Annotated in this window: 10 protein-coding genes; 3 read left to right on the top strand and 7 right to left on the bottom strand. The window is 58.2% G+C overall.

The annotated features are described in order from the left end of the window. Positions 1-67: 67 nt before the first annotated feature. Positions 68-2,107 (bottom strand): TonB-dependent receptor, encoded by a 2,040-nt coding sequence (locus RHM56_RS02885; protein ID WP_322238363.1) that lies wholly within the window; start codon positions 2,105-2,107, stop codon positions 68-70. A gap of 220 nt (positions 2,108-2,327) precedes the next feature. Between RHM56_RS02885 and RHM56_RS02890 the strand changes: the two genes are divergently transcribed. Beyond that, positions 2,328-2,558 (top strand): VF530 family DNA-binding protein, encoded by a 231-nt coding sequence (locus RHM56_RS02890; RefSeq protein ID WP_055101051.1) that lies wholly within the window; start codon positions 2,328-2,330, stop codon positions 2,556-2,558. A 7-nt stretch (positions 2,559-2,565) separates the two neighbouring features. Continuing rightward, positions 2,566-3,207 (top strand): Pr6Pr family membrane protein, encoded by a 642-nt coding sequence (locus tag RHM56_RS02895; protein WP_322238365.1) that lies wholly within the window; start codon positions 2,566-2,568, stop codon positions 3,205-3,207. A 79-nt stretch (positions 3,208-3,286) separates the two neighbouring features. Here RHM56_RS02895 and RHM56_RS02900 read toward each other — a convergent pair whose 3' ends face one another. The 3 genes from RHM56_RS02900 to RHM56_RS02910 form a co-directional block, all read right to left on the bottom strand. Beyond that, complete coding sequence (locus RHM56_RS02900; protein ID WP_322238367.1) at positions 3,287-4,072, bottom strand: siderophore-interacting protein; 786 nt, start codon at positions 4,070-4,072, stop codon at positions 3,287-3,289. Further along, positions 4,069-4,650: a PadR family transcriptional regulator gene (locus RHM56_RS02905; protein ID WP_322238369.1), complete on the bottom strand. Its 582-nt coding sequence runs from the start codon at positions 4,648-4,650 to the stop codon at positions 4,069-4,071. The genes RHM56_RS02900 and RHM56_RS02905 overlap by 4 nt, the downstream gene beginning before the upstream one ends. Positions 4,651-4,851: 201 nt before the next feature. Further along, positions 4,852-7,914, bottom strand: a complete 3,063-nt coding sequence (locus RHM56_RS02910; protein ID WP_416194882.1) for a transglycosylase domain-containing protein — start codon at positions 7,912-7,914, stop codon at positions 4,852-4,854. Between the two features lie 413 nt (positions 7,915-8,327). Here RHM56_RS02910 and RHM56_RS02915 point away from each other — a divergent pair, with 413 nt between their 5' ends. Continuing rightward, on the top strand, positions 8,328-9,746 hold the full coding sequence (locus tag RHM56_RS02915; protein WP_322238371.1) for an amino acid permease: 1,419 nt from the start codon (positions 8,328-8,330) through the stop codon (positions 9,744-9,746). A 37-nt stretch (positions 9,747-9,783) separates the two neighbouring features. Here RHM56_RS02915 and RHM56_RS02920 read toward each other — a convergent pair whose 3' ends face one another. The 3 genes from RHM56_RS02920 to RHM56_RS02930 form a co-directional block, all read right to left on the bottom strand. Further along, positions 9,784-10,899 carry an OpgC domain-containing protein gene (locus tag RHM56_RS02920; RefSeq protein ID WP_322238373.1) on the bottom strand — a complete coding sequence of 372 codons (1,116 nt, stop codon included), beginning with the start codon at positions 10,897-10,899 and terminating at the stop codon, positions 9,784-9,786. Between the two features lie 164 nt (positions 10,900-11,063). Beyond that, a complete protein-coding gene (locus tag RHM56_RS02925) occupies positions 11,064-11,348 on the bottom strand; it encodes a putative quinol monooxygenase (protein WP_322238376.1) in 285 nt (94 codons plus the stop codon). Positions 11,349-11,369: 21 nt separating this feature from the next. Further along, complete coding sequence (locus tag RHM56_RS02930) at positions 11,370-12,989, bottom strand: FMN-binding glutamate synthase family protein (protein ID WP_322238378.1); 1,620 nt, start codon at positions 12,987-12,989, stop codon at positions 11,370-11,372. Between the last annotated feature and the right edge of the window lie 153 nt (positions 12,990-13,142).

Here is a 13,142-nt window from a genome sequence, read left to right on the forward strand (position 1 = left end):
ATCTTTTGCATTTAAAGATCAAAAGATCGCGAGGCAAGCTCGCTCCTACAACGACAGGGTTTATGGGTTAGAAGGTCGTACGCAATCCGACTTCAATCCCGCGACCGGGTGCTGGGGCAATGTCGCGCAGAATCGAACTGGCATAGCGCACAGTCTGATTGGTCAGGTTGTCGCCTTTGACGAAGGCCAGCCATTGGCTGCTGCCAACATCAAAGTGATAGCCCGCGCTGGCGCCCAAGGTGGTGTAGCCATTGGTGCCCGATTCGTTGTCGGGTACGCGACCCTGGTTGCTCGCATGTTCAACGTCGACCCGCGCTTGCCAGCGGTCCAGTTCCCACAGCAAACCACTGCTCAGGCGCAGCGGAGCAATACGTGGCAAGGCTTCGCCGGTGTCGAGGTTGGTGGCGCGGGTGTAGTCGCCCGACAGTTCCAGTGCAAATTTCCCGTATGCACTTTCGCCCAGCTTCCAGTGATCCGAGGCTTCAAAGCCGGTGAAACGTGCCCGTACCCCGGAGTAGGTGTACTCGGGAATACCGTCTGCGTCCGGCTCACCTTCGTCATTCAGCGTACGACCTGTGCCCAGCAAGCCGATGTAATTGGAGAAGTGGCTGTAGAACACCCCGACGCTGCCTTTGTGGGTGCCATTGTCAAAGCGCAGTGCCAGGTCGCTGGACACGGCTTTTTCTTTTGACAGGTTAGGGTTGCCCAGCTCATAGGTGCCAGTGGCAACGTGCGCGCCATTGGCATACAGCTCGTAGAAGGTTGGTGCGCGTTCGGTGTAGCCCAAGGTGGCGGCCAACGACCAGATCGGGGTCAGGGTGAACACGGCGCCTGAAGACAGGCTGCCCGCAGTGAAGGTTTTGGAGCTGTCAGCGGCCTCGAAACGCTCATTGCCCTTGGCATCCGGGTCGACCACGGTGTGCTCCAAACGCCCGCCGAGGCTGAGTTTGAGGCGATCAGTGGCTTGCAATTCTTCAAGAATAAAGACGGCGCCGCTGTTGGTATCTGTCTGCGGCACAAAGGCTTCTTCACCCAAGGCCGAGAACTCATTGCGATTGACCTGTGCGCCAATCACGCCGTTGAGCGGGCCGATCGGCACGTGGCGTGCTTCGATGCGCGCTTCGTAGCCTTTGTTCTTGAAGGTGGTGCCGACTTCGCCGCCCTCAATTTCGCTGTGTTGGTAATCGGTGTAACCGGCATTCAATTTGAGCGAGCTGAACGGGCCTTGCAGATTGCGTATTTCTGAGGCGAACGCGTAGTGATCCTGCTTCATGCGGATGCGCACGTCTTGCTCGGCCGGTGAACCGTAATTGGCGTCGTAGTTGCTGTAGGACAAGCCTGCGTAGCCATCGTCCCAGGTGTAGGAGCCGCCTACCGCGCCGCCGTCTTGACGGCCACCGCTGTTACCCAGGCGGCCTTTCTTTTGGTCGTCGTCATCGTCGACTGCCGGGGCATGGCGGTCACGGGCGTAGCCGGGGATTTTCAGGTCGTTGAACGCGCGGGCGTTGGCGTCCAGGTGCAAGGCGAACGTGCCGTCACCGGCTTCCAGTTTGCCCGCGCTGCTGCGCGTGGTGTCGGCGCCGCCATAACGCAGTTCGCCTGCGCCATGAATGCCGTCGATGGCTTCGGTGGGGATGCGGTTGTCGAAGGTATTGACCACGCCGCCGATGGCGTTGCCGCCATACAACAGGGCGGCCGGGCCGCGTACGATTTCGACGCGCTCAACGTTGACCGGGTCCAGAGGCACCGCGTGATCGTACGACAGAGACGAAGCGTCCAGCGCGCCGACGCCATTGCGCAAAATGCGAATCCGGTCGCCATCCAGGCCGCGAATGATGGGTCGGCTTGCGCCCGGACCGAAGTAGGACGAAGACACGCCCGGCTGTTTGTTCAGGGTTTCACCGAGGCTGCCTTGTTGTTGCAGCGTGAGGTCATCACCTTCCAGGACTGTGGTAGGAGCTGCCAATTGGCTGCTGCCCAAGGGGTTGCCGGTGATCACTTGGGTTTGCAATTCCAAGGCGTAGGCGGGGGAGGTAATGAGCAGCGCAGTGGCAAGCGGGGTCAGGCGTAGACGTCGCAGGTGGCGTGGGAAAGCAGGGGAAGACATTGCAGGTTCCTTGGCAAGGGGGATGAAAGCGGTGGCGCCGTGCGCGCTTGATATCGATATTTATAGTTACAATATAACATCGCATTTGGTCGCGCCAAGCGGAACTTTCTCAACATCTGTTTTGCCCCGTCTAAACTCACTCTGTGCCAAATGACTTCCCCCTGAGCAGGGGCTCGGCTAAGGTGCGCGGCTTTCCCTCTTCTGCTTACAAAGGCTCGGCATGACTGAACCCAACAACAACCCATTGCACGGCGTGACGCTGGAACAGATCCTCATTGCGCTGGTGGCGCATTACGAGTGGGAAGGGCTGGCTGAGCGCATTGATATTCGCTGCTTCAAGAGCGACCCGAGCATCAAGTCGAGCCTGACGTTCTTGCGCAAAACGCCATGGGCGCGGGAAAAGGTCGAGAAGCTCTACGTGAAATACGCCCGCACCAAACGCGAGATTTGAACCGCGTATGAGGATTGTGCAAAAGCACAGGTTGTTGACCTTGATGGCCCTGTTGGGCTGGAGCGGGCTGGCGATTCAGCTCGACATGGTGTTGCTCGCTCGCTGGACATCGGGTGCGAGCCTGCTGGGCGGACTGGTGAACTATTTCAGTTTTTTCACCATTTTGACCAACACCCTGGTCGCGACAGTATTGACCTATGCGGCAGACACGCGCAGCTCAAAGGGCAGGACTTTCTTCCTGCAACCGTGGGTCAGCAGCGGTATTGGCGTGAGCATTATCGTGGTGGGCGTGGCGTACAACCTGTTGCTGCGTAATCTGTGGCAGCCTCAAGGCCTGCAATGGCTGGCCAATGAGTTGCTGCACGACGTCATGCCCGTGCTGTTCACGCTGTACTGGTGGTGTTGCGTGCCCAAGGGCACGTTACGCCTGAGTTATATCGGGCTCTGGGGGCTGTACCCGATCGTGTACTTCGCCTACATCCTGTTGAGAGGGCACCTGCTGGGTGTGTACCCGTATCCATTTATAGATGTCGAAAAACTGGGCTATGCACAGACGTTTGTGAATGCGTTCGGGATTTTGGCGGGGTTTGTGTTCGTGGCGCTGGTTGTGGTGGTGATTGATCGGTGGCGCGGTCGCCAGACCGTGTAGAAGCGAGCTTGCCTCTCGATCTTTTGATCTTCTAAAAGATCGCGAGGCAAGCTCGCTCCTACAGGGAGATGTGTGGGGCTTATTCTTCGGAGCTGTCATCCAAACGCCAGTAACCGACGGCCTTAACGAATTCATCGTTCAAGTCATGGGTGTCGAGCAATACGCGGCGTACTTTGCGCGACAGCGCGCTTTCGGTGGCGACCCATGCGTACAGGTCGCCACTCGGGATCTTCAGCTTTTCAACGGTGCGCAGCAAATCCTCGCCTGGCGCATCGCGATGTACCCAGATCACCTCAACGGAAGCGGCGCTTTTCAGCGGCTGTTCCTCTTGCGCATTTTCGACTTCAACCACAACCAGTGCACGGCGATTGGCCGGCAACTCTTCAAGACGACGAGCAATCGCAGGCAGGGCGGTTTCATCGCCGATCAACAGATAGCTGTCAAAAATGTCCGGCACGATCATCGAGCCGCGTGGGCCGCCGATGTGCAGGAACTGACCCGGCTGGGCCTTCGCTGCCCAGGTGGAGGCAGGGCCGTCACCGTGCAACACAAAATCCAAATCCAGTTCCAGTGTGTCCAAGTCATAGCGGCGTGGGGTGTAGTCGCGCATAGGGGGCATGGCGTTGCTTTTGGCCCCGGCGCTTAACGCCAGGTTTTCAAGCGCGGTCTTTTCTTCGTCGGTCTGTGGGAAAAACAGTTTCACGTGGTCGTCACTGCCCAAGCTGATAAAGCCTGCCAGCTCGGGCCCGCCCACGGTGATGCGGCGCATGCGCGGGGTCAGGTCGACCACGCGCAATACTTCCAGTTTGCGGCGTTTGATTTCATGCATGACGCGGTGAATGGTTTGGGTATTAGCGGTATTCATTCAGCGTTCTCCTGCGCAGGCTGGGCAGTGACAGGACCATCGACGATGGCTTTGGCGGTGTTATTGAGCAGGTCTCGCACGCGGGCAATTTCGGCCGGGTTCCAGCGCCCGTGGTGCATTTGCAAAGCGTGGCGCAGGTTGTGCACCGCTTCGTGAATTTCGGCAGGGCGATCATGCCCGCGCAAGGAGCGCTTGCTGACGTCGATGCGCATGCGCACACCGTCCAGGGCAATGGTTTGATCGATCAGCGATTGGCGACCGGCGTCGGTCACGCTGTAGCGTTTTTTCCCGCCTTCGGCGTCGCCTTCAATCAGTTCACTTTCTTCAAGAAAGGTCAGGGTCGGGTAGATCACGCCGGGGCTCGGGCTGTAAGCGCCATCGAACATGCCTTCGATTTGGCGAATCAGGTCGTAGCCGTGGCAGGGCTGCTCGGCAATCAAGGCCAGCAGCAGTAATTTCAGATCGCCGGGGGCGAATACGCGTGGGCCGCGTCCACCGCGTTGACCGGCTCGTTTTTCGAAGCCGTCTTGGCCCACGTTGTGTTCGCGATGGTTGTGGTGGTGATGATGTTCTCTCATTTCTCTTCGTCCTCTGTGTTTGTGAGAAGCAACTTAAGATATATCTTAAGAATGCACAAATAGAGCTGACGAACGGTAATGATTCGCAACAATGGGTTCACTTCAGAAACCTGTGGGAGCCTGGCTTGCCAGCGATGCAGGCAATGCGGTTTTTCTGTTAAACCGCGTCGATACAATCGCGGGCAAGCCCGCTCCCACAGGTTATTTGCTTGCTGTTTGCACTGGGGCGGGCACCTGACACAACGTATGGGTGCCTGTTTGCAGGTACGGCGTGAGGATCGGCGCCATGCCTTTGAGCACTTGCACCGGTAGCGCGGAGGTGAATTTGAAGGCTTGCGCCGAGCGGCCCGGAACGAAGGCGGTCAGGGTGCCGAAGTGTTTCGGGCCGATGTAAAACACAAACGTGGCGGTGCGATTGATCGACTTGGAGCTGATGACCCGCCCGCCCGCGCCCATGCTTTCGATGCGGTTGTCACCGGTGCCGGTCTTGCCGCCCATGGCCAAGGGGCTGCCATCATTGAGCTTGAAACTGCCCGATACCCGTCGCGCAGTACCGGCATCGACCACCTGTGAAAGGGCTTCGCGTATCGCGGTCGCCACTTCGCTGGGCATGACCCGCACGCCTTTGTCCGGGTCGTTGACCAATCGGGTTTCGTAGGGGGTATCGGCGGCGAAATGCAGGGTATCAATGCGCAACACCGGCAAACGTACGCCATCGTTGAGGATGATGCCCATCAGTTCGGAGAGCGCTGCTGGGCGATCCCCCGAGCTGCCCAGTGCGGTGGCGAGAGAGGGCACCAGATGGTCAAACGGATAGCCCAGTTTCTGCCAGCGCTGATGAATGTCCAGGAACGCTTCGATCTCCAGCATGGTGCGAATCCGGCTGTCGCGGGCGCTCTTGTGACGGCTTTTGAATAGCCAGCTGTAAACCTCCTGACGCTCAAACTCGCTGGCAGCGGCGGCTTGCTGGAAGGTGGCTTGCGGGTTTTTCAGTAAATAGCCCAGCAGCCATAGGTCCAGCGGATGGACTTTGGCAATGTAGCCCTGATCTGGCAGGTTGTAGGCCCCCGGCCCATAGCTTTGGTAGAGCTTGTTCAAGCGTTCGTCAGTGATTTTGTCGGTGCGCAGATGAGAGCGGACAAAACTGTTGAAAGCGGTCTGGTCGGCGTTCGGGAACAGGTAGCGATGCACCGCCGACACTCTGATCGCAGTGGGGTGCATGCTGTCGAGGAAGGTATCAAGGCGCGCCGTTGAGTCCTTGCCTTTGTACTTTTTCCAGAACTTGAGCATGTAGGTGGTGCCTTCGCGGTCAGCAAAGCGGCTCAGGTATTCCTGGCGACGCGGATTTTGATCATCGCTCAACAGGTCGGAGTTGTTGCTCGGCGACTGATAGGAGGTGTAGCGCACCACGTCGCGCATCAACCGTACAAACGGCAGGTTGATCGACTCACGGATCGCGTCGCGCAAGCTGGGGCTGCGGTTGTTGTCCTGGTTACGAAAGTTGTGAAAGTGATGCAGGCCGCCACCGGTGAAAAAACCTTCGCCGGGGTTGGCTGAATATTGGCGATTGAGGGCCGCGTCGAGCATGGGCGCGAGTTTGGCGCCGGGGTTTTGAATCAGATAGCCCAGGGCCCAGCGGGTCAGGGGATCTTGATCGCTCATCTGGATTTTTTTCAGGGTGGTGCTGGACTGTTCGCCGTAACGATCATGCAGCTCGGCAATAATCTGCAAGTAAGTGGTCAGCACCCGCAGTTTGGCGGTCGAGCCCAGTTCCAGTTTGCTGCCTTCGTTGATGTCGAACGGCTGATCGGTGCTGTCGGTCTGCACCCGCGCCCGCGCGCCGTCCGGGGTGAGTTCAAACAGGGTGAAGCTGTAACGCACTTGCGCGGTGCTGGCTGGGGTCAGCAGGCTCGGGCCCAGCAGGCCGAGTGTGCTGGCAACGGCAGGGTCGGCCAGTTGTTGCAGGTACGTGCTGACCTGACCTTGCAAGTCAGCCTGCAAGGTGCTGGTGGCCGACAGATCAAGGCGGTCCAGGTCATACAGCGGGCGTTTGAGCAGCGTCGACAAACGACTGCGGGCCACGCTGATGCCTTTGTTGGTTTCGATGGCCTGTGTGGTCGGCGCCAGTTGCCAGTCGCGATAGATCGCGTGGCTGGCCAGCGCGGCAGACGCCAGTGCGGGGTCTATCACGTTGTTCTGCGCCAGCAAGCGGATGTGGCTGTCAGTCAATTGCGCCAGTTCTTTGCGGCCCTTGGTCAAATAATACGAAGGTCGCCGCTGGGCAATCATCAGCGACAACACTTCGCGCAATGCCAGCCCTTTGCTTGCCAGACTGTGAGCATCCGTGGCGGTGCTGGCCAGTTGCTGGTTGACCTGATTGAAGTCGCTGTCGTACCACACGCGCAACCCTTCAGCCATGCCGTGAACTTCGCCGTGGCCGGGTACGGCCGAGAGCGGCACGCTGTTGAGGTAATCACGCACCACTTTTTGCCGGGCCAGCAAAGTCTGCGGGCCGTCCTGATAAGCCCGCACGCTGGCTGAAACCATCTGCCGCAGTTTTTCGCTGCCCGACACCGTCAGGCCATCGGGCGAGTGCCGATATTTCTCCAACTGCGTGGCCAGCGTGCTGCCACCCGCAGATTGCCCCGGCAGATGCAGCATTTTGGCGATTTGCGAGTACGCGGCCATGGCAAAACGCGGCCAGTCCACGGCCGGGTTGGCCAGCGGCTGCTTGGGGTCTAGCAGGTCGCGGTTTTCAATAAACAGCAGGCTGTGTACGACCACTGGCGGAATTTGCGCGAAGTTGGCGTACAGCTGCTGCGGGTAATTGTATTGATAGAGCGAGGCGCCCGAGCAGTCAGTGATGGAGAGTCCGGCCTGAATCTTTTCTGCGTACGGGACGAAAAAACCCTTCTGGCTGTAGCTCAGTAGTTCAGGTGAAAAGCGCGTCTGTTGTTCGATCATGTAGCCGCGTTTTAGCAGGCGCGGTAGAAAGTCGCCCAGTGCGCTGTAGCCCAAACGTTGATCGAAAGGCCCGTTGCCGGGATAGAGCATCGAGTTGCTGGGGCCTGCGTGCATTGAATAGCTGAGAGAGGCGGCAAAGTGGCTGAACTCACGCGCCTGGAGTTTCGAGGTGCGTACCTCTTTGGCGATGGCAAAGCCCAGAGCAATCAGTCCGAGCAGCAACAACAGCCAGAACAGACGCCATGCATAGCGTTTACCCCGGCCTTTTGGCTTTTGTGGCGGTGACGGGTGCTCTGCCATTGTTGCGGGTGGCTCCGACGTTGTATTGGAATTGGAATGCCACAGTGCGCCCATAGTCAGTCGATCCACGTGCGCCTATTGATTGCGCTCAAGAGAAGCGTAGACGGTGCTCGGCGCAGGCGAAGGATTTGTGAAGGCCTTGCACAGACTTTCCTTATCAGGATGAAGGCAGCGTGCCACCTTTTAAAATGTAGGAATAGAGCCTTCTAGACGGGGAAATACGTCCTAGGTAGGGGAATGACTGTGCACCAACCCTGTGCAATACTCGCCGCCGATCTCAGTAGGGCATTTCCTTTATGACCGGTCGACCCACAAGGTATGAGCCATTCACAAGGGGGAGCCAGGCAACCGGCCCGGCTTTCTAGAGCACTCTACTGATGCACACCCAATAACAATTATGAGGTTGTACTTTTATGCCAGTCGGCAACCACCAACCCCACGGTGAAACCGCGCAGGGCGGCCCGCTCAAACGCGAGCTGGGCGAACGCCACATCCGCTTGATGGCGCTGGGCGCCTGTATCGGCGTCGGCCTGTTTCTGGGCTCGGCCAAAGCGATTGAAATGGCCGGGCCGGCCATCATGCTGTCTTACATCCTGGGTGGCCTGGCCATTCTGGTGATCATGCGCGCCCTCGGCGAAATGGCCGTGCACAACCCGGTAGCCGGCTCTTTCAGCCGCTACGCCCAAGACTACCTCGGCCCATTGGCGGGCTTTTTGACCGGCTGGAACTACTGGTTCCTGTGGCTAGTGACCTGTGTCGCGGAAATTACGGCGGTCGCGGTGTACATGGGCATCTGGTTCCCTGACGTTCCGCGCTGGATCTGGGCCCTGGCGGCGTTGATCAGCATGGGCTCGATCAACCTGATTGCGGTCAAGGCGTTCGGTGAGTTCGAGTTCTGGTTCGCCTTGATCAAGATCGTCACCATCATTGCGATGGTGCTCGGCGGTATCGGCATCATTGCCTTTGGTTTCGGCAATAACGGCGTGGCGTTGGGTATCTCCAACCTCTGGGCCCACGGCGGCTTTATGCCCAATGGCATCCAGGGCGTCTTGATGTCCCTGCAAATGGTGATGTTTGCCTACCTCGGCGTAGAAATGATCGGCCTGACCGCCGGTGAAGCGAAGAACCCGCAAAAGACCATCCCGAGCGCGATTGGCTCGGTGTTCTGGCGCATTCTGCTGTTCTACGTGGGCGCACTGTTCGTGATTCTGTCGATCTACCCATGGAACGAAATCGGCACCCAGGGCAGTCCGTTTGTGATGACCTTCGAGCGTCTGGGCATCAAGACCGCCGCTGGCATCATCAATTTCGTGGTGATCACGGCCGCCTTGTCGTCCTGTAACGGCGGCATTTTCAGCACCGGCCGCATGCTTTACAGCCTGGCGCAAAATGGCCAGGCCCCGGCCAACTTCGCCACCACCTCCAAAAACGGCGTGCCGCGTAACGCGCTGCTGCTGTCGATTGCGATGTTGCTGTTGGGCGTGGTGCTCAACTACCTGGCACCTGAAAAAGTGTTTGTGTGGGTGACGGCGATTGCGACCTTTGGTGCAATCTGGACCTGGCTGATGATCTTGCTGGCGCAGTTGCGCTTTCGCAAAAACCTCAGCCCAGAAGAAGCGGCCAGCCTCAAGTACCGCATGTGGCTCTACCCTTACAGCTCGTACGCGGCGTTGGCGTTCTTGCTGATGGTCGTCGGGTTGATGGCCTACTTCGAAGAAACCCGCGTGGCCCTGTTTGTAGGCCCGGCGTTCCTGATTCTGCTGACGGTGTTGTTCTACGTGTTCAAACTGTCGCCTAAAGAACAGACGCCAGCGGCTTCGCCAGCTCGCTAAACAGGCTGGAACCGACCCTGTAGGAGTGAGCTCGCTCTTACAGGGGGCGATTAGGCGGCAGCCCCAGCCGCTTGTTCCAGTCGAGCCACATGGCCAGTACGGCCATAAGTCCCACGCCCAACAGCGCACTGAACACTTGCATGATCCAGGCATCATCGCCCAGCGCGTTGAACATGTCCGCCAGCGGGGCCAGGATCACGCCCAGGCAGAACACCTCCAGCGAGTAACGGCCCATGCGGCAGATTTGCCGGGCAAACCACTGGTTGAGCCAATCGCTGTGCGGAACCAGTTTGGCCACCACATAGACCAAGGCCAGAAAGTGCAGCAAGCGCATGGGCGACAAGTTGGTCTTGCTGATCGGGTATATCAGTTCACCCAATGCCACAGGCATGAACGCCTCGTGCACCTGCGGCCACTTCCACGACAGCGCCAACAACCCGGTAAGCAGCAGATAAACAGCAGCGCTCAAGAACAGTGGCTGACGGCGTAAAGGTCGAGGGTCAATGGCAGGGTTATTTTGGCTGTACAGCGCCAGCGCTCCCCCGAGAATAAACAGGAACTGCCAGGCCATGGGGTTGAAAAACCACACCCCGCCTTCTTGCGACGACAGGTTCCAGTATGGCGCTATCAAATACAGGGCCAGTGAAACACCCACCACGTAGCGTGCCTTGCGCAGCAGCATCGGCAGTACCAGCGGCAAACCGATCAGCAGCACGATGTACAACGGCAAGGGGTCCATCAGGTTGGGTTTGAAGCGCAATAGCAATTCATCGGTGAGCGCCTGTTGCGGGTTGCTCAAGAAGTATTGCAAGCCCATGTCCTGCACCAGATCACGGGTTTCAATGTGGCTGTTGGCAAAGAAAACGATGCCCATCAGCACCGCCAGCAAAAAGATATGCACCACATACAGCACCCAAGCGCGCCGCAGGATTTTCACGCTGGCAACCAGCAAACCATCACGCCGGGCAATTTTCCCGTAGGCCAGCACGGCGGCATACCCGGCCAGAAACACGAAAATCTCGGCCGCATCACTGAGACCGAAATTACGCACGGTCAATGCAGCCAGCGGGTTATGCGGGATGTGGTCCCAGAAAATAAAGATCAGCGCCAGACCTCGAAAAAAGTCGATGCGCAGATCGCGTCCGTTAAGCATGACGGCGTTTACTCAACCATAGGTTTAATGAAAATCGACGAGCGCAGTGTGAGTGCGCGCTATTTATCGGCGGCGCGCAGGGTGCGGGTATTGCGCAGCAATTGCAAAGGCTGGCTATTGCAGAATGTCTCAGGGCAGCGCGTATTGGCCGCCCGTCTGTTTAATCAAAACGCGTCCATGAACATAAACGTGCACTCACGTGCCTGACACGCGTTGATCTGCGGCACCAGCCGTCTGAAGTGCTCACTTTGGCAGTGAGCATTCAGCGCGGCTTGATCGGGCCATTGTTCAACGAAGATGAAATGCCCCGGGTCTTTTTGATCAATGTACAAGTCGTAAGCAATACAGTCGGGCTCCAAACGGGTTTTTTCCACCAGCTCGGCGTACCAAGGGCGCACCTTTTCGAGGTGTTCAGGTTTGATGAAGTCTTCAGCAATGACTTTCAACACGTTTACAGTCCTTGTACGCACTTAAGCGGCTTTGATTTCGTTCGGTTCAAAACTATCGGCTCGGGCCATTTGCCACATGCGCGAATAAAACTCGCCATTGACCTCGCCCGTCAGCAATTCGCCGGGCTTGAGGAACACGTGCAACTGCGAGAACAGTTTGATTTCGGTGGCCGACATGCGTCGCACCAAATGTTTGGCCGTGAGTTGCGCGGGGTGTTCAAGGCCCGCGGCGGCGAGCATTTCAGCCAGCGCTTTCAGCGTGTTGCGATGAAACTGGAACACCCGCTGCGCTTTGTCGGGCACCACCAGCGCACGTTGACGCAGCGGGTCTTGGGTTGCCACACCCGTCGGGCACTTGTTGGTGTGGCACGACTGCGACTGGATGCAGCCGATGGCGAACATAAAGCCGCGCGCCGAGTTGGCCCAGTCCGCGCCAATGGCCAGTACGCTGGCAATGTCGAAGGCGCTGACAATCTTGCCGCTGGCTCCGAGCTTGATCTTGTCGCGCAGGTTGAGGCCGACCAAGGTGTTGTGCACAAACAGCAAACCTTCGCGCATCGGTGCGCCAATGTGGTCGGTGAACTCAACCGGGGCTGCACCGGTACCGCCTTCCTTGCCGTCGATCACGATGAAGTCCGGCAGAATGCCGGTTTCGAGCATGGCTTTGGCGATGCCCATGAACTCCCACGGATGCCCCAGGCAGAACTTGAAGCCGACAGGTTTGCCACCCGACAACTCACGCAGTTGCGCGATGAAGTGCATCAGTTCGATGGGGGTTGAGAACGCGCTGTGACGTGACGGTGAAACGCAGTCCTCGCCCAGCGGCACGCCACGGGTCTCGGCAATTTCGGGGGTGACTTTGTGCTTGGGCAAAATCCCGCCGTGGCCCGGTTTGGCGCCTTGGCTCATCTTGATTTCGATCATCCGCACTTGCGGCGTGCAGGCCTGGGCGGCAAAGCGTTCCGGGTCGAAACGGCCGTCGGACGTACGGCAGCCGAAGTAGCCACTGCCCAGTTCCCATGTCAGGTCGCCACCGTTCTCGCGGTGATAAGCACTGATACTGCCTTCACCCGTATCGTGGGCAAAGTTACCGAGCTTGGCGCCTTGGTTCAGCGCTCGAATCGCATTGGCGCTCAATGAGCCAAAACTCATGGCCGAGATATTAAAAATCGATGCCGAATACGGCTGTGTGCATTGCGGGCCGCCGATGGTGATCCGAAAACTGCTGGGGTCTGTCAGTGGGGCCGGGCGCATGGAGTGGCCGATAAATTCGAAGCCGGGCTGGTAGACGTCAATCAGTGTGCCGAATGGCTTGTCGGCGCTTTCATTCTTGGCCCGTGAGTACACCAGCGAGCGTTGCGCACGTGAGAAGGGCAGCGCATCGCTGTCGGACTCCAGCAGGTACTGACGAATTTCCGGGCGAATGGCTTCTACCAAATAGCGAATATTGCCCAGGATCGGGTAGTTGCGGCGCACCGCATGCGGGCCTTGCAGCAAGTCGAAAATACCCAGCAGGCTCAGGGCCAGCGTCACCGCGCTGAAGGGCCATAACCATTCATGGTGCATAAACGGCAGGCTGGCGAGCGTGAATATCACGCAGAAGGCAAAAAACGCATAACGGCTTAACAGTGACAGGCTCATACGGTTTCCTGTTTCAGGCTTAACTGTTCAGTCGGGTTTGAACAGCAAGAATGAGGCGGTTTACCCCGGCGATACAACGGTTTGGAGCATGCAGCCGCTCTTTGGAATCGGAGGCTTGCACGGGAGTGTTGACGAACTGCTGCTCAATTACCA

Source organism: Pseudomonas sp. CCC3.1 (assembly GCF_034347405.1).
GTDB lineage: Bacteria > Pseudomonadota > Gammaproteobacteria > Pseudomonadales > Pseudomonadaceae > Aquipseudomonas.